The 26,047-nt window shown below is 71.1% G+C and carries 25 protein-coding genes; 10 read left to right on the top strand and 15 right to left on the bottom strand.

Annotated elements, in window-relative coordinates; genetic code table 11:
- Window positions 1-218 precede the first annotated feature (218 nt).
- Both WJM95_RS15050 and WJM95_RS15045 read left to right on the top strand, forming a co-directional pair.
- The gene (locus WJM95_RS15050; protein ID WP_339130260.1) at window positions 219-1,052 is read left to right on the top strand and encodes a hypothetical protein; all 834 of its coding nucleotides are present in this window, start codon (window positions 219-221) and stop codon (window positions 1,050-1,052) included.
- Between the two features lie 133 nt (window positions 1,053-1,185).
- Window positions 1,186-1,374 carry a hypothetical protein gene (locus WJM95_RS15045; RefSeq protein WP_339130259.1) on the top strand — a complete coding sequence of 63 codons (189 nt, stop codon included), beginning with the start codon at window positions 1,186-1,188 and terminating at the stop codon, window positions 1,372-1,374.
- A 151-nt stretch (window positions 1,375-1,525) separates the two neighbouring features.
- Here the strand turns inward: WJM95_RS15045 and WJM95_RS15040 are convergent, their stop codons facing one another.
- Window positions 1,526-1,882, bottom strand: coding sequence for a metal-sensitive transcriptional regulator (locus tag WJM95_RS15040; RefSeq protein WP_339130258.1), 357 nt, complete (start codon window positions 1,880-1,882; stop codon window positions 1,526-1,528).
- 237 nt (window positions 1,883-2,119) lie between these two features.
- Here WJM95_RS15040 and WJM95_RS15035 point away from each other — a divergent pair, with 237 nt between their 5' ends.
- Window positions 2,120-2,740 carry a DUF47 family protein gene (locus WJM95_RS15035; RefSeq protein WP_037622416.1) on the top strand — a complete coding sequence of 207 codons (621 nt, stop codon included), beginning with the start codon at window positions 2,120-2,122 and terminating at the stop codon, window positions 2,738-2,740.
- A 7-nt stretch (window positions 2,741-2,747) separates the two neighbouring features.
- Window positions 2,748-3,746 carry an inorganic phosphate transporter gene (locus WJM95_RS15030; protein ID WP_339130257.1) on the top strand — a complete coding sequence of 333 codons (999 nt, stop codon included), beginning with the start codon at window positions 2,748-2,750 and terminating at the stop codon, window positions 3,744-3,746.
- A gap of 311 nt (window positions 3,747-4,057) precedes the next feature.
- Here WJM95_RS15030 and pstB read toward each other — a convergent pair whose 3' ends face one another.
- The 11 genes from pstB to WJM95_RS14975 form a co-directional block, all read right to left on the bottom strand.
- On the bottom strand, window positions 4,058-4,834 hold the full coding sequence (gene pstB / locus WJM95_RS15025) for a phosphate ABC transporter ATP-binding protein PstB (protein ID WP_151472740.1): 777 nt from the start codon (window positions 4,832-4,834) through the stop codon (window positions 4,058-4,060).
- 47 nt (window positions 4,835-4,881) lie between these two features.
- Window positions 4,882-5,940 carry a phosphate ABC transporter permease PstA gene (pstA, locus tag WJM95_RS15020; protein ID WP_339130256.1) on the bottom strand — a complete coding sequence of 353 codons (1,059 nt, stop codon included), beginning with the start codon at window positions 5,938-5,940 and terminating at the stop codon, window positions 4,882-4,884.
- Window positions 5,937-6,941: a phosphate ABC transporter permease subunit PstC gene (gene pstC, locus WJM95_RS15015; RefSeq protein WP_339135573.1), complete on the bottom strand. Its 1,005-nt coding sequence runs from the start codon at window positions 6,939-6,941 to the stop codon at window positions 5,937-5,939. Before pstC ends, pstA begins: the two co-directional genes overlap by 4 nt.
- A 100-nt stretch (window positions 6,942-7,041) precedes the next feature.
- Window positions 7,042-8,172 carry a phosphate ABC transporter substrate-binding protein PstS gene (pstS, locus tag WJM95_RS15010; RefSeq protein WP_339130255.1) on the bottom strand — a complete coding sequence of 377 codons (1,131 nt, stop codon included), beginning with the start codon at window positions 8,170-8,172 and terminating at the stop codon, window positions 7,042-7,044.
- 460 nt (window positions 8,173-8,632) lie between these two features.
- Window positions 8,633-9,046, bottom strand: a complete 414-nt coding sequence (locus tag WJM95_RS15005) for an NUDIX hydrolase (protein ID WP_339130253.1) — start codon at window positions 9,044-9,046, stop codon at window positions 8,633-8,635.
- Between the two features lie 13 nt (window positions 9,047-9,059).
- Window positions 9,060-10,118, bottom strand: a complete 1,059-nt coding sequence (locus tag WJM95_RS15000; RefSeq protein ID WP_339130250.1) for a CHAD domain-containing protein — start codon at window positions 10,116-10,118, stop codon at window positions 9,060-9,062.
- Window positions 10,099-12,330, bottom strand: a complete 2,232-nt coding sequence (locus WJM95_RS14995; protein ID WP_339130249.1) for an RNA degradosome polyphosphate kinase — start codon at window positions 12,328-12,330, stop codon at window positions 10,099-10,101. The genes WJM95_RS15000 and WJM95_RS14995 overlap by 20 nt, the downstream gene beginning before the upstream one ends.
- 307 nt (window positions 12,331-12,637) lie before the next feature.
- Window positions 12,638-13,573 (bottom strand): hypothetical protein, encoded by a 936-nt coding sequence (locus tag WJM95_RS14990; protein WP_339130247.1) that lies wholly within the window; start codon window positions 13,571-13,573, stop codon window positions 12,638-12,640.
- Complete coding sequence (locus WJM95_RS14985) at window positions 13,570-14,532, bottom strand: hypothetical protein (RefSeq protein WP_339130246.1); 963 nt, start codon at window positions 14,530-14,532, stop codon at window positions 13,570-13,572. The genes WJM95_RS14990 and WJM95_RS14985 overlap by 4 nt, the downstream gene beginning before the upstream one ends.
- A complete protein-coding gene (locus WJM95_RS14980; protein ID WP_339130244.1) occupies window positions 14,529-15,452 on the bottom strand; it encodes an ABC transporter ATP-binding protein in 924 nt (307 codons plus the stop codon). Before WJM95_RS14980 ends, WJM95_RS14985 begins: the two co-directional genes overlap by 4 nt.
- Window positions 15,449-15,835 carry a GntR family transcriptional regulator gene (locus WJM95_RS14975; RefSeq protein WP_339135571.1) on the bottom strand — a complete coding sequence of 129 codons (387 nt, stop codon included), beginning with the start codon at window positions 15,833-15,835 and terminating at the stop codon, window positions 15,449-15,451. Before WJM95_RS14975 ends, WJM95_RS14980 begins: the two co-directional genes overlap by 4 nt.
- A gap of 189 nt (window positions 15,836-16,024) precedes the next feature.
- Between WJM95_RS14975 and WJM95_RS14970 the strand changes: the two genes are divergently transcribed.
- The 5 genes from WJM95_RS14970 to WJM95_RS14950 are packed head-to-tail and all read left to right on the top strand — an operon-like array spanning window position 16,025 to window position 20,610.
- Window positions 16,025-16,567 (top strand): RNA polymerase sigma factor, encoded by a 543-nt coding sequence (locus WJM95_RS14970; protein ID WP_339130242.1) that lies wholly within the window; start codon window positions 16,025-16,027, stop codon window positions 16,565-16,567.
- Window positions 16,564-17,475 (top strand): zf-HC2 domain-containing protein, encoded by a 912-nt coding sequence (locus tag WJM95_RS14965; RefSeq protein ID WP_339130241.1) that lies wholly within the window; start codon window positions 16,564-16,566, stop codon window positions 17,473-17,475. The genes WJM95_RS14970 and WJM95_RS14965 overlap by 4 nt, the downstream gene beginning before the upstream one ends.
- Window positions 17,472-18,332, top strand: coding sequence for an ABC transporter ATP-binding protein (locus WJM95_RS14960; RefSeq protein WP_339130239.1), 861 nt, complete (start codon window positions 17,472-17,474; stop codon window positions 18,330-18,332). The genes WJM95_RS14965 and WJM95_RS14960 overlap by 4 nt, the downstream gene beginning before the upstream one ends.
- Window positions 18,329-19,900: an ABC transporter permease gene (locus WJM95_RS14955; protein WP_339130238.1), complete on the top strand. Its 1,572-nt coding sequence runs from the start codon at window positions 18,329-18,331 to the stop codon at window positions 19,898-19,900. Before WJM95_RS14960 ends, WJM95_RS14955 begins: the two co-directional genes overlap by 4 nt.
- Window positions 19,888-20,610, top strand: coding sequence for an ABC transporter (locus tag WJM95_RS14950; protein ID WP_339130237.1), 723 nt, complete (start codon window positions 19,888-19,890; stop codon window positions 20,608-20,610). Before WJM95_RS14955 ends, WJM95_RS14950 begins: the two co-directional genes overlap by 13 nt.
- Before the next feature lie 36 nt (window positions 20,611-20,646).
- Here the strand turns inward: WJM95_RS14950 and mshD are convergent, their stop codons facing one another.
- Window positions 20,647-21,573, bottom strand: coding sequence for a mycothiol synthase (gene mshD, locus WJM95_RS14945; protein ID WP_339130235.1), 927 nt, complete (start codon window positions 21,571-21,573; stop codon window positions 20,647-20,649).
- A gap of 343 nt (window positions 21,574-21,916) precedes the next feature.
- Here mshD and WJM95_RS14940 point away from each other — a divergent pair, with 343 nt between their 5' ends.
- Window positions 21,917-23,713, top strand: a complete 1,797-nt coding sequence (locus WJM95_RS14940) for a bifunctional metallophosphatase/5'-nucleotidase (protein ID WP_339130234.1) — start codon at window positions 21,917-21,919, stop codon at window positions 23,711-23,713.
- Window positions 23,714-23,775: 62 nt separating this feature from the next.
- On the opposite strand, the gene WJM95_RS14935 is transcribed toward WJM95_RS14940, so the two are convergent.
- The gene (locus tag WJM95_RS14935) at window positions 23,776-25,245 is read right to left on the bottom strand and encodes a HAMP domain-containing sensor histidine kinase (protein WP_339130233.1); all 1,470 of its coding nucleotides are present in this window, start codon (window positions 25,243-25,245) and stop codon (window positions 23,776-23,778) included.
- A complete protein-coding gene (locus WJM95_RS14930; protein WP_037622391.1) occupies window positions 25,245-25,976 on the bottom strand; it encodes a response regulator transcription factor in 732 nt (243 codons plus the stop codon). Before WJM95_RS14930 ends, WJM95_RS14935 begins: the two co-directional genes overlap by 1 nt.
- Window positions 25,977-26,047: the final 71 nt, after the last annotated feature.

Raw genomic sequence — 26,047 nt, 5'->3', positions numbered from 1 at the left:
CCGCCAGCCGCAGGTGCAGCGGGCAACGCAGAAGGGACCTTGCTCGACCGTGGTCGTCCGGTGTCCGGGGAGAGGGTCCGCCTCGTCCAGGTGCTCCACACCCACAACGTTACCCAAGCCCGGTGAACGGACCCCTCCCGCGTGACCGGGCGTCCCCACCTGTCGTTAACGGGAACGACGGGATGGCCCGGGACGGACCGGCTGGGGGTCGGCGGACGATGGTGGCGCAGCAGCAGGGACGGGCGGCGGTCCTCGGCGCGTTCGTCGCGGCGGGGCTCATGGTCTGCGGCACCGGGTGCTCGGGCGGCGGTGCGGCCGCTCAGGACGCCCGCACCGGGCCGGGCGCCACCGAGACGCTGCGCCGGGCCGTGGCCGCCCTGGAGAGGGCGGGCAGCGCCAAGGCGAGTACGTCCATGGAGATGGCCACCGGCGGGACCCGGGTCACCATCCGCGGGCAGGGCGTGTACGACTTCAGGAAGCAGGCGGGGCGTCTGAAGGTGCTGCTGCCGCAGGACCCCGCGGGGGCGGCCGAGCACCGTCCGATCACCGAACTCCTCGTCCCCGGCGCACTGTTCATGAAGAACCGGGGAGCCGGAGTGCCCGCCGACAAATGGGTGCGCGTGGCGACGGCCGGTCTCACGGACGGCAACCTGGTCACCGGCGGCGCCACCGACCCGTACGCGGCGGCCGAACTGCTGCGCGGCGCGCGGTCGGTGACGTATGTGGGGAGGACCGAGGTCGCCGGGATCTCCGTGCGCCACTACCGCGGGACCGCCGACCTCGGCACCGCCGCGCGCGACGCCTCGGCGGGGCAGCGGCCGGCGCTGACGGCGGCGGCGAAGGGGTTCGCGACCACCGAGGTGCCGTTCGACGCCTACCTCGACGACCAGGGGCGGCTGCGCAAGGTCCGGCACCGGTTCAGCTTCGTCAACGGACAGAGCAGGGGCACCGTCGCCGTCGCCTCGACCCTCCTGCTGTACGACTTCGGCAGCCCGGCCGTCGTACGGCTGCCGGACTCCTCGGACATCTACGCCGGGAAGATCGCGGAGTAGTGGGTTCCGGCCCGGCGGGCAAGAGCATCCGGAGCCGTAGCTTCAGTGGAGGGCCGGAAATGGCCCTTCCGTGCCATGCGCGGTGCGTAGGCCGCTCCCTACTCTAGGAAGCCGGTGACGGCAGGAAGAGGTGATGCGCGTGGCTCCGGTCGGCGGTACGGCAGTTCAGGACCACGTGGCCCTCGCCGAGATCGACCTGTGCGGCGAGCTGATCATCGCGGCCTCGGCGGCGCACGAGGACCGCCTCAGCCTGGAGAGCATCGACGCGGTGCTGAAAGTGGCCGAAGAACGCGCTCCCGGGCGGCGCCGCGCGGAGGACTAGTCCTTTCCGGCCCCGCCCCGGTGCCCGTCCGGTGTCCGGGGAACGTGCGTCGCGGATGTCACATGCGTCGTATCTCTCATGGTTCGCGCAGTTGGCGCGGTTCGCGGCCGACGCCCGCTGTCTCGCGTGAGGTTCGCGGACTGCGGGTGGTTCAGGTGCGCAGCAGGCGGCCGATCGCCTTCGTGGCTTCCTCGACCTTCGCGTCGATTTCGGCGCCGCCCTTGAGCGCCGCGTCCGCGACGCAGTGGCGCAGGTGCTCCTCCAGGAGCTGGAGGGCGAAGGACTGGAGGGCCTTGGTGGAGGCGGACACCTGCGTGAGTATGTCGATGCAGTAGACATCCTCGTCGACCATGCGCTGGAGACCGCGAATCTGGCCCTCGATGCGGCGCAGCCGCTTCAGGTGCTCGTCCTTCTGCTGGTGGTAGCCGTGGATGCCGCGGTCGTGGTCCGTCACGATCTCCCGCGCGTCGCCGGAGGGCGCCGTCGCGCCGGCCTCGGTGGTCGTCATCGCGTCCTCCTGCTGGATCGGATCGGCGATCCTGTCTGAAACGCCACTTACATATACCCCTGGTGGGTATATCGTACCGAACTTTGCTGGGTAAGGACCCCTTGCCCGGCGCCGGTGACGGACCCCGTGCCGATCACTGTGCCCGATGGGCGACACTGGGTGGCGGCCCCTTAGCCGTGGCCGGATGATGCACCTAGCATCAGCCTGACCGAATCGAAGCACTCCGAGGACCCCAACGTGCGTTTTCGTCTGACCCCCAGGGAGACGAGCTTCTACGACATGTTCTCCGCATCCGCGGACAACATCGTCACGGGCTCGAAGCTCCTGATGGAACTGCTCGGGGCGGACGCTTCCGCTCGGGCCGAGATCGCAGAGCGTATGCGGGCCGCGGAACACGCCGGTGACGACGCGACACACGCGATCTTCCACCAGCTGAACTCCTCCTTCATCACGCCCTTCGACCGCGAGGACATCTACAACCTGGCCTCGTCCCTCGACGACATCATGGACTTCATGGAGGAGGCCGTCGATCTGGTCGTCCTCTACAACGTCGAGGAACTCCCCAAGGGCGTCGAGCAGCAGATCGAGGTGCTGGCGCGGGCGGCGGAGCTGACCGCCGAGGCCATGCCCAACCTGCGGACCATGGACAACCTCACGGAGTACTGGATCGAGGTCAACCGTCTGGAGAACCAGGCCGACCAGATCCATCGCAAGCTGCTGGCCCACCTGTTCAACGGCAAGTACGACGCCATCGAGGTGCTGAAGCTCAAGCAGATCGTGGACGTGCTGGAGGAAGCGGCCGACGCGTTCGAGCACGTGGCGAACACGGTGGAGACCATCGCCGTCAAGGAGTCCTGACCCGTTCATGGACACCTTTGCTTTGATCGTGACCATCGGGGTCGCGCTCGGTTTCACGTACACGAACGGCTTCCACGACTCGGCGAACGCCATCGCCACCTCCGTGTCCACGCGCGCCCTGACGCCGCGGGCCGCGCTCGCCATGGCCGCGGTGATGAACCTCGCCGGCGCGTTCCTCGGCAGCGGTGTCGCCAAGACCGTCAGTGAGGGGCTGATCCAGACACCCGAGGGTTCGAAGGGGATGGGCATCCTCTTCGCGGCGCTCATCGGCGCGATCACCTGGAACCTGGTCACCTGGTACTTCGGTCTGCCGTCCTCGTCCTCGCACGCCCTGTTCGGCGGCATGGTCGGCGCGGCCCTGGCCGGCGGCACGGCGGTCTACTGGAGCGGGCTGGTCGACAAGGTCATCATCCCGATGTTCCTGTCGCCGGTCGTCGGTCTGCTCGTCGGCTATCTCGTGATGGCCGTGATCATGTGGCTGTTCCGGCGGTCCAACCCGCACAAGACCAAGCGCGGTTTCCGTATCGCGCAGACGGTGTCCGCGGCCGGCATGGCGCTCGGGCACGGTCTTCAGGACGCCCAGAAGACGATGGGTGTCGTGGTGATGGCGCTGGTCATCGCCGGCGAGCAGAGCGCGAACGACCCGATTCCGGTCTGGGTGAAGATCGTCTGTGCGGCGATGCTGTCGCTGGGTACGTACGCGGGCGGCTGGCGCATCATGCGGACGCTCGGACGGAAGATCATCGAGCTCGATCCGCCGCAGGGTTTCGCCGCGGAGACGACCGGTGCGTCGATCATGTTCGCCACGGCGTACCTGTTCAAGGCGCCGATCTCCACGACCCATGTCATCACCTCGGCGATCATGGGTGTCGGGGCGACGAAGCGCGTGAACGCCGTGCGCTGGGGTGTCGCCAAGAACATCGTCCTCGGCTGGTTCATCACCATGCCGGCCGCGGCTCTCGTGGCCGCCGCCGCCTTCTGGGTCGTGAACCTCGCGTTCCTCTAGCAGCGGGCGCTCCTAGGGAGCCTGATCGTCAGGGGCCGGTCCTTCGGGGCCGGCCCCAGGCGTTTCCCACCCGCCCGATGGTCCCCGTACGCGTACGCCGGGAAGGCGCTCCAGGGCGAAGCCCTGACGCCGGCTCGCGGATCCCGCCCCCGCTTCGGCCTGAAGGGCCTCGTCCGCACACGCCGGACGGGCTGGACACCCCCGGCCGGGAAAACGAACGGGCCCGCCCCCGGGAGCCAGGGGCGGGCCCTTCTCGTCCTCGCGGTGGCACCGCCATGCAGCACCGCGAGGGGTTCGGGGAGACCGTCAGGTCAGCCGAAGCGGCCGGAGATGTAGTCCTCCGTGGCCTGGACCGACGGGTTGGAGAAGATGCGCTCCGTGTCGTCGATCTCGATGAGGCGGCCGGGCTGGCCCACCGCGGACAGGTTGAAGAACGCCGTGCGGTCGGAGACACGGGCGGCCTGCTGCATGTTGTGCGTCACGATGACGATCGTGAAACGCTCCTTCAGCTCACCGATCAGGTCCTCGATGGCGAGGGTGGAGATCGGGTCGAGGGCCGAGCAGGGCTCGTCCATGAGGAGGACCTGCGGCTCGACCGCGATCGCCCGCGCGATGCACAGACGCTGCTGCTGACCGCCGGACAGGCCGGAACCGGGCTTGTTCAGCCGGTCCTTGACCTCGTTCCAGAGGTTCGCGCCCTTGAGGGACCGCTCCACGATGTCGCCGAGCTCGGACTTCTTGTAGCTGCCGTTGAGCTTCAGGCCCGCCGCCACGTTGTCGAAGATCGACATGGTGGGGAAGGGGTTGGGGCGCTGGAAGACCATGCCGATGGTGCGGCGCACGGCGACGGGGTCTATGCCGTTGCCGTACAGGTCCTCGTCGTCGAGGAGCACCTTGCCCTCGACGCGGCCACCGGGGGTGACCTCGTGCATGCGGTTCAGGGTGCGCAGGAAGGTCGACTTGCCGCAGCCGGAGGGGCCGATGAAGGCCGTCACCGAGCGGGGCTCGACCGTCATGGAGATGTCTTCGATCGCCTTGTGGGCGCCGTAGTAGGCGGTCAGACCGCTTACGTCGATTCGCTTGGCCATGTCAGTCACTGCTTCTTTCGGAAGGATCGGGTCGCTGATCGGCCGCGTCAGCGGCCCGTCTTGGGTGCCTTCCAGCGCGCGATGGCGCGGGCTCCCATGTTGAGGATCATGACGAACAGGATGAGGGCGAGTGCCGCTGCCCAGGCCCTGTCGGTGGACGCCGGGGTTCCCGCGGCGTACTGCCGGTAGATGTACAGCGGCAGCGAGGCCTGCGGGCCGTCGAACGGGTTGTTGTTGATGAAGTTCGTACCCCACACCAACAGCAGCACGGGAGCGGTCTCACCGGTGATACGCGCGACCGCGAGCATCACACCCGTGGTGATACCGCCGATGGACGTCGGCAGGACCACCTTGAGGATGGTGCGCCACTTCGGGATGCCGAGGGCCAGGGAGGCCTCGCGCAGCTCGTTCGGGACGAGCTTGAGCATCTCCTCGGTGGAGCGGACCACCACGGGCATCATCAGGATCGACAGGGCCATCGCGCCGGCGAAGCCGGAGTAGCCCATGCCCAGGATCAGGATCCAGAAGCTGAGAACGAACAGACCGGCGACGATCGACGGGACACCCGTCATGACGTCGACGAAGAAGGTGACCGCCTTGGCGAGCTTGCCGCGGCCGTACTCGACGAGGTAGATCGCGGTGAGCACGCCGATCGGTACGGCGATGAGCGAGGCGATGCCCACCTGCTCCAGCGTGCCGATGATCGCGTGGTAGATGCCGCCACCGGTCTCGGTGTCGGCGACCACGCCCATGGAGTGGCTCAGGAAGAAGACGTCGAAGACCTTGACGCCGCGCTTGAGGGTCTCCCAGATGAGGGAGACCAGCGGCACCACGGCGACGATGAAGCAGACCCAGACCAGGCTGGTGGCGACGCGGTCCTTGGCCTGGCGGCGGCCCTCGACGCGCGCGGCGAAGACGTACGTACCGAGGACGAAGACGATCGCGGCGATCAGGCCCCACTGGACCTTGCTCTCCAGGCCGGCGGCGAAGGAGATCCCCAGGCCGAGCGCGATGGAACCCGCCGCGATGGCCCAGGGGGACCACTTGGGAAGGCTGCCGCCGCGCAGGCTGCTGGCGTGCTTGCGGGTGACGGGTGCGTTGCTCATGCGTTGGCCCCCGAGTACTCCTTGCGGCGGTTGATGATGAAGCGCGCCGCGCCGTTCACCAGCAGGGTGATCACGAACAGGACGAGACCCGAGGCGATCAGGGCGTCCTGGCCGAACACGGTGGCCTCGTTGAACTTGGCCGCGATGTTCTGGGCGAAGGTGCCGCCGCCGGGATCGAGCAGGCTGGCCTGGATGTCGAAGGTCGGGGAGAGCACGGTGGCGACGGCCATCGTCTCGCCGAGCGCGCGGCCGAGGCCGAGCATCGAGGCGGAGATCACGCCGGAACGGCCGAAGGGCAGCACCGACATGCGGATGACCTCCCAGCGCGTGGCGCCGAGGGCCAGTGCGGCTTCCTGGTGCATCTGGGGTGCCTGGCGGAAGACCTCGCGGCTCACGTTGGTGATGATCGGAAGGATCATGATCGCGAGCAGGATGCCGACGGTGAGCATGGAGCGGGGTGCTCCCTGCTGCCAGCTGAAGATGCCGGTCCAGCCGAGGTAGGTGTTGAGCCAGCCGAACAGCCCGTTCATGTGCGGTACGAGGACGATGGCGCCCCAGAGGCCGTACACGATGGAGGGGACGGCGGCGAGCAGGTCGATCACGTACGCGATGGGTCCGCCGAGCTTGCGCGGCGCGTAGTGCGTGATGAACAGCGCGATGCCGACGGCGACCGGGACCGCGAGGGCCATGGCGATGATCGCGGAGACCACCGTGCCGAAGGCCAGCACCGCGATGCCGAAGACCGGCGGCGTGAAGCCGGTGTTCCACTCGAAGGTGGTGAGGAAGTTGCCGTGGTTCTTGCTGAGCGCGAGCGAGGCGCGGTAGGTGAGGAAGACCGCGATGGCGGCCATGATCACCAGCAGGAGGATGCCGGAACCGCGGGAGAGCGCGAGGAAGACGCGGTCTCCGGGGCGGGTGGCACCGCGGGCGGCCCGCTTGCGCGTGGCCGACGATCGTGGGGTGGGGGGAGGCGCTTCAGTGCTTTGAGTAGATATGTCCATCATGAGTCTCCGGTCTGCGGAGCCGGATCGAGTGGCGGCTCCAGGCGGCGGTGCACCGGACGGTGCGGCCCGCCTCGGCGAGGCGGGCCGCACACTCGGGTCAGCTCAGGTTCGAGACGACGGAGCGGACCTTGGTGATGATCTCGGCGGGGATCGGCGCGTACTGGGCGGCGGTCAGCTGCTTCTGGCCGTCCTCGCTCGCGGTGTAGGTGAGGAAGGCCTTCGTCGCGGCCAGCGTGTCGGCCTTGTTGCCCTTCTCGCAGAGGATCTCGTAGGTGACCAGCGTCAGCGGGTAGGCGCCGTCGGCGGTCGGCTTGTAGTTCAGCTGGAGCGCGAGGTCGTTGCCGGTGCCGACGACCTTGGCGGTCGAGATGGCCTTGGTGGCGTTCTCGACGGTGGCGGCGGCCGGGGTGGCGGCGGCGGTCTTGAGGGCCGCGGCCTTGATGCTGCCCGTGGCGTAGGAGAGCTCGAAGTACGAGATCGCGCCGGGCGTCTGGTTCACCTGCTGGGCGAGACCGGCGGAACCCTGGGCGGACTGGCCGCCCTTCGCCTGCCAGGCCTTGCCGCCGGAGTACTTCCAGTCCGACGGGGCGGTGGCGATGAGGTACTTGGTGAAGTTGTCCGTGGTGCCGGACTCGTCCGAGCGGTGGAACGCCTGGATCTTGGTGGAGGGGAGCTTCGCCTTGGGGTTCAGGGCCTGGATGGCCTTGTCGTTCCACGTCGTGATCTTGCCGTCGAAGATCTTGGCGAGCGTGGCGGAGTCCAGGACCAGGTTGTCGACACCCGGGACGTTGTAGCCGATCGCGATGGGGCCGCCGACCATGGGCAGGTCGACCGCGGCGTTGCCGCCGCAGACCTTCTTCGCGGCCGTGGCCTCTTCGGGCTTGAGCGGCGAGTCCGAACCGGCGAACGCGGTCTGGCCCTGGGTGAAGGCGGTGACGCCGGCGCCCGAACCGGTCGGGTTGTAGTTGATCTGGACGTCCTTGCAGGCGGCCGTGAAGGCCTTCGTCCAGGCGTCGATCGCGTTCTTCTGCGCGGAGGAGCCGGAGGCCTGAAGCTGACCCTTGGCGTTGTCACACTTGATGGCGCTGTTGTTGCTGGCCGAGGCCGAGCTGCCGCCACCGCTGGTGTTGCCGGTGTCGTCAGAGCCGCACGCCGTGAGGGCCAGGGCGCCGGAGACGGCGAGAGCACCGAGGGTGAGGGCCCGCCGGTTCATGCGCTGAAGCTTCACTTCGGGAGTTCCTTCCAGGAGCCGCCGTCAGGTGGCGGCGTGCGATGTCTGTGTACTGCGGTCCGTAGCGAGGTGAAGGTTCGCCCTGAGGCGTCCTTCGCACCGCGTAAGGCCGAAATTAAGCAGATCAGGTGAAGGCGCCGAAGGCCGTAAGTGAACGGGGGGTGAACCCCTGACGGCGGTGCGGTGAGGTCACGGAACGCTCACGTCGAGGACACGGGTATGTCCCGGTCGAGGGGGCCGGAAGGGAAACTCCAGGTAATCGAACGGGTGCGTGCGTGATGGACGATGCCCATGTTCCCGTCATAGCTCATTCGCCCCGATTTCCTCATGAGCAACAGCGAAGGGTGCGGTCACTACGGTGCGTGTCCGTCCGCGGCTCCCCAGGGATCGCTTTTCGCGCATGCCGGGGCGCCGCGCCTGATGCCGGGGGCGGCGCCCTTCACTCCAGGGGAACACGTCAGGCCGTACGCAGCGCGTCCAGCAGCGCGTCGACCAGATCGCGGTCGCGGGGCTGGGTGAGCCGGTGGCGCGCGGCGGTGGGGGAGAGCCAGAGCACGCGGTCGACCTCGTCGTTCGGGGCGAAACGGCCGTCGGCGGCCTCGGCGGCCCAGTAACGGACCTCTTTGGGGCGCCCGCCGACGGCGTAGTGGAGCGTGGGAAGCACGGCGCCGGGGACGGCGCCGTAGCCCGTCTCCTCCTCGACCTCGCGCAGCGCGCCGGTCAGGTACCCCTCGCCGCGCTTCAGCTTGCCCTTGGGGTGCGACCAGTCGTCGTACTTGGGCCGGTGGACGAGACAGATCTCCAGCGCGGAGTCGACCGGGGAGCGGCGCCACAGGACGCAGCCCGCCGCTTGGATGGTGTCGTCGGCCATGGGGTCTCCCTCGTCAGGGGGTACGTACGGCTTCCTTCTGCCATGCCTGCTGGAAGGCGAACCGGGCCGCCTCCACCTCGTGCCGCTGGTCGGCGTGCAGTACCCCGAGCGCGTACGCCGTCGCCGGCGCGATGCGGGGGGTGCGGGCCGCGGACGCCGCGGCGGAGGCCGCCTCCGCCGCGTCCCGGTGCCGGTTGAGCGCCGTGCCCGCGCCGAGCAGCCGCACGTCGACGGGGCACTCCCCGCGGTGCAGCACCTCGTGGGCGTAGCGGTGCAGCCGCATGAGCAGCCGGACCTGGTGCCAGGGCGCGTCCTGCGGCTGGGGGGCGGTGTCGGCGGAGAGGCCGTGCACGAGGGCCTCCCCGTTGTACGGACGGCCGGCGATCACCAGCGGCAGCGCGGTGACGGCGTCGGCCAGCCGGTCCTGGGCGGCGGCGGCCAGCGGACGCAGATCGGCGCTGTCCGCGGCCGGGGCCAGCGGGACCTCGCTGGCGAGGACGGCGACGCTGTCGGCGACCGCGTGGAAGCGGGAGGAGCCGAGCGCCTGGAGGGCCGCCGAGTGGGCGCGGGTGCGGGCGAGGGTCAGCTGGCGGTCGAGGAGCGCGCCCGCCTTGGCGGCGCCGACGGTCAGACTGCCCGCCTTGGGGGCGGGGCCAGGGGACCGCCCGGCCTGGCCGGGCAGGGCGGCCGTGCCGGACAGCCGGTTCAGCGCGTTGATCAGCCGTTCCAGGCGCGCCGCGTAGGCGTGCTCGCGGGCCAGGGTGCCCGAGAGCCAGGCCAGTTCTGGGCGCATCCCCTCGGACCAGTCCGCGTCGAGGAGCGGCCTGAAGGTGTGCAGGCTGCCGCTGATGCGGCGGGCGGAGTGGCGCAGGGAACGCGCCGCGTCGCCGGACTCCCCTCCTCCGTTCGCCGCGCCGCCGGTCTCCCGGTGCTGGCGCAGCGAGCGGAGGAACTCCGTGGCCTGGGCCCGCAGATAGCCCGCGAGGGCGTCGCCGATCGGGGTGTCTCCCTCGTCGAGGGGGGCCGCCCCGGCCACGGAGCCGGTGGGGGGATCAAGGTGCTGCTGTGCCACGCCGGCGCCTCCGGGCGTCTATGAGCATCTCCTGGACGTTCCGCAGGGGCTGTCCCTCCGCGTCGGTCGCGTGGCGGATCCACTCGCCGTCGGGGCCGAGGTGCCAGGAGGCCGTGGTGTCGGACATGCCGGTCTCCAGCAGCCGGTTCAGGGCTGCTCGGTGAGCCGGGTCGGTGACCCTGACCAGGGCCTCGATCCGCCGGTCGAGGTTGCGGTGCATCATGTCGGCGCTGCCGATCCACACCTCGGGCTCGCCTCCGTTGCCGAAGGTGAAGACCCGGGAGTGCTCCAGGAAGCGGCCGAGGACGGAGCGGACCCGTATGTTCTCGGACAGGTCCGTGACGCCGGGGCGTACGGCGCATATACCGCGCACCCATACGTCGACCGGTACGCCGGCCTGCGAGGCGCGGTACAGGGAGTCGATGAGCGCCTCGTCCACCATCGAGTTGACCTTGATGCGGACGAAGGCGGGACGCCCGGCCTTGTGGTGCTGGACTTCCTTGTTGATCCGCGCGATCAGGCCGTCGCGCAGGGACTTGGGCGCGACGAGCAGACGGCGGTAGGTCTCGCGGCGCGAGTAGCCCGAGAGCCGGTTGAAGAGGTCGGAGAGGTCCGCGCCGACCTGGGGGTCGGCGGTGAGCAGTCCGAGGTCCTCGTACAGCCGGGCGGTCTTCGGGTGGTAGTTGCCGGTGCCGACGTGGGAGTAGCGGCGCAGGGTGTCGCCCTCCTGCCGGACCACGAGCGACAGCTTGCAGTGGGTCTTCAGACCGACGAGGCCGTAGACGACGTGGCAGCCGGCCTCTTCGAGCTTGCGGGCCCACTTGATGTTCGCCTGCTCGTCGAAGCGGGCCTTGATCTCGACCAGGACGAGGACCTGCTTGCCGGACTCGGCCGCGTCTATCAGCGCGTCCACGATCGGGGAGTCGCCGGAGGTGCGGTAGAGCGTCTGCTTGATCGCGAGCACGTCGGGGTCGGCCGCGGCCTGTTCCAGGAAGGCCTGCACCGAGGTAGAGAAGGAGTCGTACGGGTGGTGCAGCAGGACATCGCGCTCGCGCAGGGCGGCGAAGATGTCCGGCGGGGAGGCGGACTCGACCTCCGCGAGGTCGCGGTGGGTGCCCGCGATGAACTTGGGGTACTTCAGCTCGGGACGGTCGAGCGCGCCGATGCCGAAGAGGCCGGTGAGGTCCAGGGGACCCGGCAGCGGGTACACCTCCGCCTCGGAGATCTTCAGTTCGCGTACGAGGAGGTCCAGGACGTACCGGTCGATGGACTCCTCGACCTCCAGGCGCACCGGCGGGCCGAAGCGGCGCCGCATGAGTTCCTTCTCCAGGGCCTGGAGCAGGTTCTCGGCGTCGTCCTCCTCGACCTCCAGGTCCTCGTTGCGGGTGAGGCGGAAGGTGTGGTGCTCCAGGACCTCCATGCCCGGGAAGAGCTCCTCCAGGTGGGCCGCGATCACGTCCTCGATGGGGACGTAGCGGTTCGGGGAGGCCTCCAGGAAGCGGGAGAGCAGCGGCGGGACCTTGACGCGCGCGAAGTGGCGGTGGCCGCTGACCGGGTTCCGTACGACGACGGCGAGGTTCAGGGACAGGCCCGAGATGTACGGGAAGGGGTGCGCGGGGTCGACCGCCAGCGGGGTCAGGACCGGGAAGATCTGGTGCCGGAAGAGGGTGAACAGGCGGGCCTGCTCCTTCTCCGTCAGCTCGCTCCAGCGGACGAGGTGGATGCCCTCCTCCGCGAGCGCGGGGGCCACGTCCTCCTGGTAGCAGGCCGCGTGCCGGGCCATGAGCTCCCGGGAGCGGGCCCAGATCATCTCCAGGACCTCGCGGGGCTGGAGGCCCGAGGCGGACTTGGTGGCCACGCCGGTGGCGATGCGGCGCTTGAGTCCCGCCACCCGGACCATGAAGAACTCGTCCAGGTTGCTGGCGAAGATCGCCAGGAAGTTGGCGCGCTCCAGCAGGGGCGTGTTCGGGTCCTCCGCGAGTTCCAGGACGCGTTCGTTGAACGCCAGCCAGCTGCGCTCGCGGTCCAGGAACCTGCCTTGCGGCAGCATGATCCCGTCCTGCCCCGCGTCCTCGTACTCGTCGAGGTCGGCGTCGAGGTCGGGCTCCAGGTCGGACACGTTCGCCGCGACGGTGTGCGGGCGGTGGGCGGCGATGGAGCCGACGGAGGGCTGCGGGTGCTGCACGGGTGCCTGGGCGCTTCGCTGGTTCATGGACCCATTCTTCCGTGCCGAGGGCGAGACCGGCGCGTCGGAGAGTGCGGGCACCAGGGCGCTGATGCGGAACCTTCCGTTCCGTTCGGCTGGCGTACGCTGACTCCGCGTGGACGGTGCGGACTCGTTCTCCGGCGGGGGAGAAGGCTCGGGCACGGCGGGCTGCATGGGTCGAGCGTCGCAAGGTCACCTGAATCGATGGTTACGGCGACATGACGTGCGGGATATCTGGGGGAGGCTCCCGGACGTCTGCACGCCCGGGAACCGTGTACACACCCACCCGCGCACCCGCCGGTACTACCGCGGGTCACCCATGGCGGCGGCGCAGCAGCGCGAAGGCCGCGGCGGTCGCGAGTCCCGCGACGGCCAGGAGCAGACCGCTCTCCACGAGCTGGAGGGGCCAGAAATGGGACTCCGGCTGATAGGTGGCCCAGATCCCGGACCGTCCGTCGGCGCTCGGCCGCGCCCCGCGTTCGAGCACCAGGGCGCCGTGCGGGACGTGGAGGGCCGCCTGTCCGGTGACCTTCTCCGCGGGCCACAGGCTCATCCGGAACGCGTCCAGCACGCTGTGCAGGACGTACGCGGCGGCGAGGGCGGCGGCCGCGGCGGGCAGGGCCCTGCGCAGGACCAGGCCCGCGAGCGCGCCGAGGGCGAGACCGGCGAGGGCGTACGCGACGGCCGCCGGGCCGGTGGAGACGAAGACGTTCGTGTTGAACCAGCCCCCGGACAGGTCCCCGTTCCCGGTGCGGCGGGTCCAGCCGACGAGCAGGACCGCCAGCGCGGTTCCCGCCGTCAGCGGGACCGCGGGGACGGCGAGCCTGGTGGCGAGCCAGCGCGCCGGGGTGACGGACTGGGTCCAGGCCAGCCGCGCGGTGCCGCTCTCCAGTTCGCGGCCGGTCAGCGCGGCACCCGCCCAGACCGCGACCGGGTACAGCAGATAGGTGACGCAGGCGGAGGCCAGGTCGAGACCGTAGGTGTGGATCCGCTCCGCGGCGGTCTCCTTCGTGAACCCGCAGTCCGCGGAGAGGATGCCCGACGGGCCGCAGTCGCCGGTGGCCGCGCGGGTGTCGGGGCCGATGGCGTGCATCCAGATCAGCCCCGCCGTGACGGCGAGCAGGGCGGTGCCCCAGGCGTACAGGGCCGTGCGGTGCAGCCGCAGCACGGTCCAGGTCAGGCCGGACGGGCGGTACGGGCGCCGCGGGACCGCCCCGGACGGGCGGCACGCGGTGGTCAGGGCACTCACGAGGTCGCCCTCCGCCTCAGGACGCCGAACGCGGCGGCGACCAGGATCGCGGTGGCGGCCAGCAGGACGCCGGTCTCCAGGAGCTGGCGGGGCCAGTAGTCGGGGGAGGGCAGGTACTCACGGGTGAAGCGGACGACGTCGTGCCGGGCGAGGCAGGCGCGGTCGGAGTAGCAGCCCGGGTCGGGGATCTCGGCGCCCGTGGAGGTGATCGCCCGGCTTCGGACGGACAGTTCGGGCTGTTGGTAACTGCCTTGGAAAGGCCAGGAGTTGGTGCGGAACGCGATGACCGCGCTCTGCGCGAGACCGGCGACGGCGAGGGCGGGCAGGGTGCGGCGCAGCACGAGACCTGCGAGAACACCGACTGCCAGACCGAAGAGCGGTGCCGCGACGGTGGCCGGGCCGACGGAGAAGTACAGCGCGCGCGGTCCGATACCGGCCAGCAGGAGGTTGCTGTGGGCGGACCACAGCATCCGGTACAGGGCGGTCAGCAGGCCCGTGCCCACGGTGATGAGCAGCGCGGGCACCGCCAGTTTGGCGGCGAGCCAGTGGGCCGGGGTGACGGACTGGGTCCAGGCGAGCCGTGCGGTGCCGCTCTCCAGCTCACGGGCGATCAGCGAGCCGCCGGCGAAGACGGCGACGGCGAACGAGGCGATGTTCAGCAGGGAGGCCGGGTCCTGGAAGAGGTCGTTGTAGGCGGTCGAAAAGGGGGAGCCGACGGTGCCGACGAAGCCGACGGTCCAGGCGTCCTCCTGCACCCCCGCGTAGCCGAAGGTGTCGAGCAGATGCTGCGTGGGGGCGGCGCCGGGGCCGTACAGCCACAGCAGCAGTGCGGCGGTCAGCACGACGAAGCCGGTCCAGATCCACAGGGCGGTGCGGTGCAGCCGCAGGACCGTCCAGACCAGGCCGCGCGGTACGGGCAGGCCACGGCTCGCGGGGGCCTTCGTGGCGGTGGCGCTCATCGGGTCACCGCCGAGGGGGCCGCGGTCGTGCCGGGGGTGAGCAGCGCGGGGGCTTCGGGGGAGCGCAGATGGGCGAGGACGAGTTCCTCCACGGAGGGGCGTTCGGTGTCCCAGTGGTCGTCCACCGGTCCGTCGTTGCGTATCAGGGCCGTGAGGCCGCGGCCTGCGGCGCGGGACTCGACGACGAGGTGCGGGGCGAGGTCGGCTGGGGTGCCGCGGCCGGTCACCAGGGTGTGCGCGTGGAGCAGGTCGTCCACGCCGCCGCCGAGCCGGACACGTCCGGCTCCCAGGAGCAGCAGGTGATCGCAGGCGTCGGCCAGTTCGGTGACGATGTGCGAGGACAGCAGCACCGTGGTCCCGCGTTCGGCGGCGTCCGCCATCAGGGTGCCCAGCAGTTCGTGGCGGGCCAGCGGGTCCAGGTCGGCCATCGGTTCGTCCAGCAGCATCAGGTCGGGCCGCTTGCCGAGCGCGAGGGCGAGTGCCACGCGGGTCCGCTGTCCGCCGGAGAGACCGCGGACTTTGGTGCCGGGGTCGAGCGAGCCCTGTTCCACGATCGCGGCGGCGTGCGCGGCGTCCCAGCGGGCCGGGTTCAGCTCGGCGCCCAGACGCAGGGTCTCGGCGATCGTGAGCTGGGGGTGCAGCGGCTTGTCCTGGGCCAGGTAGGCGATCCGCTCGCGGACCTCGGCGGGGGCGGCGCCGAGCACGGTGAGGGTGCCGGCGGCGGGGCGCAGGAGCCCGGCCGCGGTCGCCAGCAGCGTCGACTTGCCCGCGCCGTTGGGGCCGACGAGGGCGCTGATCCGCCCGGCCGGGAGGCGGAAGGAGCAGTCGTCGAGGGCCGCGGCGGAGCGGCGGCCGTGGCGCACGGTCAGACCGCGCGCCTCGACGGCGACGGTGGATCGGGTGGTGCCGGTGGAACTCACTGGTCCCCCTTCGGGAAATGTGCGTCCAGTACGGAGGCGAAGAGCGCGGCCACGTCCTCGTGGTCGAGGCCGGCGGCGCGGGCGCTTCGGGCCCAGGCGTCGAGTTCGTCGCGCAGGGGCGAGTCGGCCGGGGCGGCGCCGAGGGTCTTGCGGACGAAGGTGCCGAGACCCCGCCTGGCCTCGACCAGTCCCTCGCGCTCCAGTTCGCGGTACGCCTTCAGGACGGTGTTCGGGTTGATCGCGGTGGCTTCCACGACCTCGCGGGCGGTGGGCAGCCGGTCGCCCGGTTCGAGGAGGCCGAGCCGGAGCGCCTGCTTGGTCTGCTGGACGATCTGCATGTAGGTGGCGACGCCACTGCGCCGGTCGATGCGGTACACGACCACTCGGACAACCACCCTTTCACTAATTGAGTAGTGAAAGGGTGATGCAAGATCGTGGCCGCCGTCAAGTCCGGCGCCCGCGCGTGGTGTTGTCCTGGTGCCGGATCGGGCCTCCCACCAGGCACGCGAGGGCGTCAGGAAATTTCCCGCCGATCCGTGAACCGATCGGTGGGGCTCGTCCGATGAGGGGATGTGAGGGAAACGAGAAGCGACGGAGAGCTGCTGCGGGCCATCGCGGCGGACGGGGACCGTCGCGCCTTCGAAGAGCTGTACCGGCGGTACGCGCCATGGCTGACCGCGCGGCTGCGCGGCCGGTGCGCCGACGCCGGGATCGTCGACGACGTCGTCCAGGAGACCTTCCTCGCCGTCTGGCGCGGCACCGCCCGCTACCGCGAGGAGGGCGACCCGGCCGGCTGGCTGTGGCGCATCGGCTCACGGCGTCTCGTCGACACGATGCGCGGCGACGGCGCGCGCGGCCGGCTCCGCAGCGCGCTCGCCAGGCTCCGGCACCGCGACGAGGCATCGGCGGAGGAACGCGTGCTGGCGGGCGTCGAACACGGCGACCTGGCGGGCGCGCTGACCAGACTCTCGCCCGAACTCCGGGCGGTGCTCCAGGCCACGGTGATCGACGGACTCACCACCAGGGAAGCGGCCGTCCTGCTCGGCATTCCGCCGGGCACGGTCAAGACGCGGGCACTGCGTGCGCGCAGGCAGTTGCGGGAGGCGTTGGCATGAGCGACGACCGTCATGGAAGCGATGGCGACGAGATGAGCGGTGACGGCCGCGGGGCCTGGCACGTCCCGGAGGAGGACCTCCGGGCCTACACACGGGGCGAGCTGACGGCGCCGCGCCTGTGGTCCGCCGACACCCACCTCGCCGCGTGCGCGCGGTGCCGGGGCACGCTGGCCGAGGTCGCGGACCCGGTCGCCCTGGACGCCGGCTGGGAGCGGCTCGACGCCGAACTCGACGCCCCGCGGCCCGGCCCGGTGGAGTGGCTGCTCGTCCGGCTCGGTGTCGCCGACCACACCGCACGGTTGCTGGCCGCCGCACCCGCGCTGCGCCGCTCCTGGCTCGGCGCGATCGGCGCCCTGCTGGCCATGACCGTGGTCGTGGCCGACGCGGTGAGCGCCGGAGCCACCCCCACCCTCTTCCTCGCCCTCGCGCCGCTCCTTCCGCTCGCCGGAGTCGCGGTGTCGTACGGCCCGGGCATCGACCCCACGTACGAGATGGCGGTGGTCTCGCCCCTGCACGGCTTCCGGCTCCTGATGATCCGCACGGTCGCGGTCCTGACCGTGTGCCTCGGGTTCAGCGGCCTGGCCACCCTCGCCCTCCCCGCCTACGGACTGCACGCCCTGGCCTGGCTGCTGCCCGCCCTCGCCCTCACCGCGACCGGACTCGCGCTCACCTCCCGGCTCGGTCCCGTCCTCGCCCCCTCGCTCGTCGGGGGCGGCTGGGTCGCCCTGCTGGCCGTGGCCCGTGCGTACACGGAACCCGACACCACGCTCGCCCCCTTCACCGCGGCCGGGCAGGGCGTCGCCGGCGCCGTCGCGGTCCTGGCCGCCGCACTCCTCTATCTCGCACGGGACCGGTTCGACGCCTCGCACCTCCCGTTCACCGATCTCACCGACAGGAACGCAGCATGATCCCCACCGTCTCGGCCTCCGGCCTGACGCTCCGCTTCGGCGGCACACGCGCGCTCGACGACGTCTCCCTGCGCCTCGGACAGGGAGTCACCGGACTCCTTGGCCCCAACGGCGCGGGAAAGACGACCCTGTTGCGGGTGCTCGCCACCGCCGTGCCCGCCGACCGGGGCGCCTTCACCGTCCTCGGCCACGACCCGGGCACCACCGCCGGACGCCTGGAGGTGCGCCGCGCCCTGGGCTACCTCCCCCAGACCCCGGGATTCCACCAGGACTTCTCCGCCTTCGAGTTCGTCGACTACGTGGCGATCCTCAAGGAGCTGACCGACCGCACCGCCCGGCACCGCGAGGTCCGCCGGGTCCTGGAGTCCGTCGGCCTGTCCGACGTGCGGGGCAAGCGCATCAAGCGGCTCTCCGGCGGCATGCGCCAGCGGGTCGCCCTGGCCGCCGCGCTCGTCGGCGACCCCGGCTTCCTCGTCCTCGACGAACCCACCGTCGGCCTCGACCCCGAACAGCGCATGCGCTTCAGGGAACTGATCGCCCAGGCGGGCGAGGGGCGCACCGTCCTGCTCTCCACCCACCAGACCGAGGACGTGGCGATGCTCTGCCACCGGGTCGTCGTCATGGACGCCGGCCGCATCCGCTTCGAGGGCACCCCCGCGGAGCTGACCGAGCGAGCGGCCGGGCGGGTCTGGAGCAGCACGGAACGCGACCCGTCCGCCCGGGCCGGATGGCGAACGGGCACCGGCACCTTCCGCAATGTCGGCGATCCGCCCGAGGGCGCCGACCTTCTCGAACCGACCCTGGAGGACGGCTACTTGCTCACCCTCGACACCCAGGCCGCGGAGGTGGCGGCATGAGCGCCCCCACCGGCACGATCACGCGGACGGCCCCCACGGGGGTGGAGCCGTCCGCGCCCGGCCCGGAGTCCCGCACGGCCGCGATCCTGGCCCTCGCCCGCTTCGAGGCACGCGAACTCCTGCTCCAGATCCCGGTCCTGGCCTTCCTCGCCCTGTACATCGGCTACGTCGGCTGGCGGATGTTCTTCGGCGGCGACGGGTCGGAGGACTTCCCGGTCCTCCAGGACATCGACCGCTCCACCCAGTCGACACCCATGCTGCTGGGCATCGCCGTGTTCGTCTGCGTGAACCGCGCCGTGCTGCGTTCCCGACGGCAGTCCACCGACCAGCACTTCGACATCCTGCCCATGGAGCCCTGGCGGCGGACGGTGGCGCACGTCCTGTCCGTCCTGCCCATGGCCGCGATCACCGCGTTCGTCGTCGGCTTCGAGTACACCTGGGCCGCGCTGAAGCCGGGCGCCGTCGGCCACGGCTCACCCGCCGAACTGGTCGTGGGCCCGCTCGTGGTCCTGCTCGCCGGCGCCCTGGGCGTGCTGCTGGCCCGGGTGATACCGGTCGGATTCATCGCGCCGCCCTTCGTGATCGGCGCGTTCGTCCTCACCACCCTGGTCTCCGCGCTCACCCAGGGAACCCACTGGGTGAGCTGGCTCGGACCGGTCGTCCAGGACGTGGGGGCCGACCCCTTCCCCTCCGATCTGCTGGGCCGCCCCGCCGCCTGGCACGCCCTCTATCTGACGGGCCTCACGGTCCTGCTGCTCTGCCTCGCCGTGCTGGTGAGCGGCGGCCGGACGCGGCTGGTCACATCGGTGACCGCGCTCGCGCTCGCCGCGACGGCCGCCGGTGTGGCCGGGCAGTCCCCCGGCGACCCGGCCTCGCTGAACGCGGCCCGCACCAAGGCGTCCGTGAGCCCGCAGCGGGAGCAGACCTGCGTCCGGCACGGACGGTCCACGTACTGCGCCTTCCCTGAGTGGACCGGCCGCACCGCCGACTGGGCCGCCTCCGTCGACCGCATCCAGTCCCGCGCGGGCGGTTCCGCCGGAGGCGAGCGGATGACCGTCCGCCAGCGGATCGACGCCCGGTACGGCCTGGACAGCGATGCCGCGATCGCCCCCTCCACCACGCCGGGGACGGTCACCGTGGGCACACGCTGGGGCGGCAACCGCCTTCCCGAGTTCGCGGTCGGTGTCGCCTCGGTCCTGGTCGCGGGCGACGAGAAGACCGCGGGCGAGATGTGCGACGCCCGCGCGGTCACCATCATGTGGCTGGCACTGAGCACCCAGCCGGACCCGATGACCTCCCTGCGCAACGTCCGGCTCGATGACAGCATCGAGGGCTCCGCCGTCGCGCTGGCCCCCACGAGCCCCGTCTCCATGTCCGCCCAGCAGACCACCGTGGTGCGCGAACTGCTCCGGCAGCCGCACTACAGCGTCGCCGCGAAGGTGAAGGCGCACTGGACGGAGCTGACCTCCCCGAAGACGTCCACGGCACGGGTGGCCGAGCTTCTCGGTGTCCCGGTCGGCGGCAAGGCGGCCGCGGCCGACAAGGGGAGCGGATCGTGCGAGGAGTAGTGAAGACGGCGGGAGCAACGTCCGCGGCCCGCTCCGCCCGAGCTGCCGGGCCTCCTCCCACCCACGTCGTGGCCCGGGCCCTGCTCCGCCCCGTCTGGCGCACTCTGCCGCGCTGGGCCCTGCTCACCGGCGCCGTCGTCGGGCTGCTGCCGGCCGGCCTGACCCGGACCGCCTCCGGGCCACCGGACACATGGCTGTGCCTGAACCTCCTGCGGGCCTCCGCCCTCGCCTTCGCGCTGGGGCTGGCGTTCCTGCTCGACGATCCGGCACGGAACACCACGGCCACCGTGCCGGTCAGACGCCCTGTGCGGACCGGACTGCGGCTGGGGCTCGTCGTGCCGTTCACGGCGGCCTGCTGGACGGCCGCGCTGTTCCTCATACCCTCCGGGGGCCGGCCCCCGGAGGGCGCGATCACCCTGGAGGCAGCCGCCATCACGGTCCTCGCGCTGGCCTCCGCGCTCGTCGCCGTGCGGTGCTCGGAGGCCGGCGAGCCGGGGATCGCGATATCCGCCGGACTCGTGGGCGCGTTCTTCGCCGCCGCCCTGCTGCTGCCCGAACGCTGGGAGCTGTTCGTCGCAGCGTCCGACCCGCACTGGGACGACGCGCACCGGCGCTGGGCGGGCGTCCTGGTCGTCGCCCTGCTGGCGGGAGCGTTCTCCCTGGCCGAACCCCTGCGGCGGCGCCGGACAACCGTCCTCGCCCACCGCTGAGTTCGGGCCGCCGGGCGCCGCCCATGCGCCGATGGATCAGGACTCCGTCCGGTACATCAGGTCCGTCTCGTGGGTGACGAAGCCGAGACGCTCGTAGACGGTGACCGCCGCCTTGTTGTCGGCGTCGACGTAGAGCATCGCGGTCGGCAGGGCCTGGGCGGCGAGATGGCGCAGTCCGATCGTGGTCAGCGCCTTGCCGAGTCCGCCGCCCTGGGCGCCGGGGCGCACGCCGAGGACGTACACCTCGCCCAGGCCCTCCTCGGCGTGGACCTTGGTCCAGTGGAAGCCGACGAGTTCGTCTCCGCGGAAGGCGAGGAAGAAGCCGGCCGGGTCGAACCACGGCTCGGCGGCCCGGTCGTCCAGATCGCGCTGGGTCAGGGAGCCCTGCTCGGGATGGTGGGCGAAGGCGGCGGCGTTCACGGCGAGCCAGGCCGCGTCGTCCCGGCCCGGCACGAAGGTCCGGACGGTCACGCCTTCCGGCAGCTTCGGCTCGGGCAGGTCGAGATTCTCCAACGGGCGGCGCATCTGCCGCAGTTCACGGAAGAGGGTGAGACCCAGGACCTGGGCGAGGTGCCGGGCGGCGGAGTGACCGCCGTGCGCCCAGACGCGCAGCCGCTTCCCGGACTCGTTGAGCATCGCCGAGCCGAGGGCGCGCCCGTGGCCGTGGCCCCGGTGCGCCGGATGGACGACCAGTTCGGCGGCCGGGGCCTCGACCGGGTCGGTGTCCTCCAGCTGTGCGTAGCCGATCAGTTCGGCGCCGACGGTCAGCAGGAGGTGCCGGACGCCCTCACGGCTTCCGCCCTTCAGCTGAAGCCGTCCCTGCTCGGACACGGCCTGCTGACCATCGGCCCGGGCGGCCTCCGCGAGCAGCCGGAGCACGTCCTCGGCCTGGTCCGGGGAGAGCACGGAGTAGGCCTCGATGGAGCGGGAGAGGGCGGAGGGTGCCACGTCGTCGCTGGTCATGCATACGAGGGTACGGCTCGGCGATGGGGGGACAAGGAGTTGGGCGACGGGGACACGGATCGTGGCGGGGGCCGGGGGCGGAGTCCGGTGGTGTGCTGCCGGTCCCCGATGACGTGGCCGCCGGTTCCCGGTGACCTGGTCGTCGGTTCCCGGTGCGCTGATGGCAATCACTCCGTAACGCCGAACCCCCTTTCGCGCTACGCGCGTTGAATCTAAAGTGCGTGCAAAGCCGCGGTCGCCCGCCCGCTCGCGCGCACGGTTCGCGGCGCGCAGGGCACGCACCACCCGCCCGGCTCACGCACGGCACACCGTTTCGGCCTCTCACCGTTCTCCAGGGGGAACCATGCCGCCCACGATCCGGTCCAGACGCAGTCATCGCCTCCTCGCGGCAGCCGCCGGGCTCGCCACCGTCGGGGCGCTGGCCGCCGCGATCCCGGCGAGCGCGCACCAGGACAGGGGGACACCGTCGCACCACCACGGCAGCGGCCGTTACCAGGACGTCCAGCTGCTGTCCTTCAACGACCTGCACGGCAACCTGGAGCCGCCGACCGGTTCCTCGGGCCGGGTCACGGAGCTCCAGGCGGACGGCACGACGAAGACCATCGACGCGGGCGGTGTCGAGTACCTGGCCACGCATCTGCGCGACGCCCGCAAGGGGCACAAGTACTCGATCACGGCGGCCGCCGGTGACATGGTCGGCGCCTCTCCGCTGATCTCGGGCCTCTTCCACGACGAGCCGACGATCGAGGCCCTCAACGGCCTCGACCTCGACGTCACTTCGGTCGGCAACCACGAGTTCGACGAGGGCGCCAAGGAACTGGCCCGGCTCCAGAAGGGCGGCTGCCACCCCACGGACGGCTGCTACGGCGGCAAGAAGTTCACCGGCGCCGACTTCCCCTACCTCGCCGCGAACGTGACCGACGAGAAGACCGGCAAGCCGATCCTCAAGCCCTACTGGGTGTGGAAGAAGAACGGCGTCAAGATCGGCTTCATCGGCGTCACGCTGGAGGGCACGCCGAACATCGTGTCCGCCGAGGGCGTCAAGGGCCTGAAGTTCGGCGACGAGGTCGAGACGATCAACAAGTACGCCAAGGAGCTCCAGCACCAGGGCGTGAAGTCGATCGTTGCGCTGATCCACGAGGGCGGCGCGCCCGCGTCGACGGCGTACAACTACGACTGCGACAGCCCCGGCGCCGGTGACGGCATCTCCGGGCCGATCGTCGACATCGCCAAGAACGTCACGCCGGCCGTGGACGCGCTGATCACCGGTCACACCCACCAGGCGTACGCGTGCACCATCCCCGACCCGGCGGGCCGGCCCCGCATGGTCACCTCGGCCTCCTCCTTCGGGCGCCTGTACACGGACACGACGCTGACGTACGACCGCTGGAGCGGGGACATCGCCCGTACGGCGGTGAAGTCCGCGAACCACGTGGTCACGCGTGATGTGGCGAAGGCCGCCGACATGACGTCGCTGATCACCAAGTGGAAGGCGCTCTCCGCACCGGTCGCCTCGCGTCCCCTCGGCTACATCGCGGGCGACATCAACAACACCGGCACCGAGTCGCAGGCCGGTGACCTGATCGCCGACGCCCAGCTCGCCTACGCCAAGTCCGTCGACCCGGAGGCCGATCTCGCGGTGATGAACCCGGGCGGCATCCGCGCCGGGCTCACCTACGCGTCGAGCGGCGGTGAGGGCGACGGTGTCGTGACCTACGGGGAGGCGTACACGGTCCAGCCGTTCGCCAACACCGTCAACCTGGTCGACCTCACCGGCGCACAGGTGATCACCGCGCTCCAGCAGCAGGTCGGCGGCGCCAACGAGGCGTCCCCGAAGATCCTCCAGATCTCCAAGGGCCTGACCTACACCCTCGACCTGACCAAGACCGGCGCGGCACGTGTCGTCGCCGGCTCGGTGAAGCTGAACGGCACGGCGATCGACCCGGCCGCGACCTACCGCGTCGCGATGAACTCCTTCCTCGCGGGCGGCGGCGACGGCTTCGCGGAACTCGGCAAGGGCGCCAACGTCCGGGTCGGCGAGGACGACCTGGCGGCGCTGGGCGCCTACCTGACGGCCAACTCCTCGGCCGCGACGCCGTACCCGGTCCCGGCGGCGGACCGGATCACGGTCGTCCAGTAGTCCGACGAACAGCGAGCCCCCACCCGCGTCCGGGTGGGGGCTCGCTCATGACCGGGAGCCGGTCAGAGGATGTCGGGCGGAGCCGTCGGAGCACCCGGAAGCCGTACGGCCGCGATCGTGCCGCCGCCCTGCGCGGGGCTCAGCGTCACCTCGCCGCCGCACTGCTGGACCGTGCGGGCCACGATGGACAGGCCGAGGCCCGAGCCGGGCAGGGCCCGCGCGTCCGGGGAACGCCAGAAGCGGTCGAAGACGTGCGGGAGTTCGTCACCGGGGATGCCGGGCCCGTGGTCGCGCACGGTCAGCTCGCCGTCCTTGAGCCGCACGTCGACCGTGCCGCCCGGGGGACTGAACTTCACCGCGTTGTCGAGGATGTTCACGATCGCCCGCTCCAGGGCGGAGGGCTCCGCCCGGACGAACCAGGGTTCCAGCTCGGCCGTGATCGCCAGCTCCGGGCCGCGCAGCCGGGCCCTTCGCAGGGCCGCTTCCACGGTGTCCTGGAGCGCCACGACCTCCACCCGGTCGGCCGTGTGTCCCGCGTCCGAACGCGACAGCGTCTGGAGGTCGCCGATCAGCGCCGCCAGCTCGGTCATCTGCGCCTTCACCGACGCGAGCAGCGCCTTGCGGTCCGCCGGGGGGATCGGACGGCCGATCTCCTCGCTGCGGGTGAGGAGTTCGATGTTCGTCCGCAGGGAGGTGAGCGGCGTCCGCAGCTCGTGCCCGGCGTCGGCGATGAGCTGCTGCTGCAACTCGCGCGAGCTGGCCAGGGAGGCGGTCATCGAGTTGAAGGAGCGGGAGAGGCGGGCGATCTCGTCGTCGCTCTCCTCGTCCACGGGGATGCGGATGGTGAGGTCCTCGGTGCGGGCGACGTGTTCCACGGCGTCCGTGAGCTCGTCCACAGGACGGAGCCCGGCCCGCGCGACCCAGAGCCCGGCCGCTCCGGCCCCCACGACTCCGATGCCACCGACGAGCAGCAGGACGAGGGCCAGTTCGTTGAGGGTGGCGTTCGTGGCCTTGAGGGGGACGGCGTACATGGTCGCGGCGTCCGGGATGAGCGTCGCCGTGCCGTCGGGATTGGCGAAGGTCAGCGGGACCGTGAGCACCCGTACCGGGTTGCCCTTGGTGTCGGTGCCGTCGCGGAAGGTGCCGTGGCCCGCGACCGGGTGCTTGGCGAGATCGGTGTCGCTGTCCGTGATCTTGATCTTGCCGGGCGAGACGGAGGCGACGCAGGACTGCCCGTCCGCCGTGACCACCTGGAGGTAGGACTCGAACTGGGCCCGGAACCCTCCGGCGTCCGGCGGTGTCTGGCCGGACGGCTCGTTCCGGGAATTGGCGCAGTTCTGGATGGTGTTGCTGATGTTCCTGCCCTGCGGGCGCGTCGCCGACGACTGAAGCTCGTTGTTCAGCTCGCCGTACAACTTGCCCTGCACGATGAACCAGCACGTCACCGAGACCGCCGCCACCGCGAAGGCCACCGCCGCCGCGACCAGCAGGGCCAGGCGGGAGCGCAGGGGCAGGGATCTGAATCTGCGCATCACTCCGCGCCACCGGAGCGCAGCACGTATCCCACACCCCGCACGGTGTGGACCAGACGCGGTTCGCCGCCCGCCTCCGTCTTGCGGCGCAGGTACATGACGTAGACGTCGAGGGAGTTCGACGACGGCTCGAAGTCGAAGCCCCAGACGGCCTTGAGGATCTGTTCGCGGGTGAGGACCTGGCGCGGGTGGGCCAGGAACATCTCCAGCAGCGTGAACTCGGTGCGGGTGAGCTCCACCGGGCGCCCCGCACGGGTGACCTCGCGCGTCGACAGGTCCATGCGCAGGTCGCCGAAGGTCAGCGCGTCGTCCTCGACCACCGCGCCCGCGGAGGCCGCGTACGAGCTGCGCCGCAGCAACGCCCGGATGCGGGCGAAGAGTTCGTCGAGTTCGAAGGGCTTGACGAGATAGTCGTCCGCCCCGGCGTCCAGCCCGGTGACCCGGTCACCGACCGTGTCCCGGGCCGTCAGCATGAGGATCGGCGTGGTGGTGCCCGCGCCGCGCATCCGGCGGGCCGCCGTGAGGCCGTCCATCCGGGGCATCTGGATGTCGAGGACGACCAGGTCGGGCTGGTAGGCGGTGGCCTTCTCCAGAGCGTCCGCGCCGTCGACCGCGACCTCGGTGTCGTACCCCTCGAAGGCGAGGCTGCGCTTGAGTGCGTCGCGCACGGCCGGCTCGTCGTCGACGATCAGGATGCGCTGGGTGTCACGGTCGCCTTCGGCGGAGCTCATGGGTGTCGGGTTCCTCGGGTGGGATGGGCGTGATCGGGTGCTTTCAGCCTCGCACGTTCCCGGCTGTCCCC

This window comes from Streptomyces sp. f51 (assembly GCF_037940415.1).
Taxonomy (GTDB): domain Bacteria; phylum Actinomycetota; class Actinomycetes; order Streptomycetales; family Streptomycetaceae; genus Streptomyces.
The sequence above is the reverse complement of the archived record's forward strand: the minus strand, read 5'-3'. Positions and strand labels throughout refer to the sequence as shown.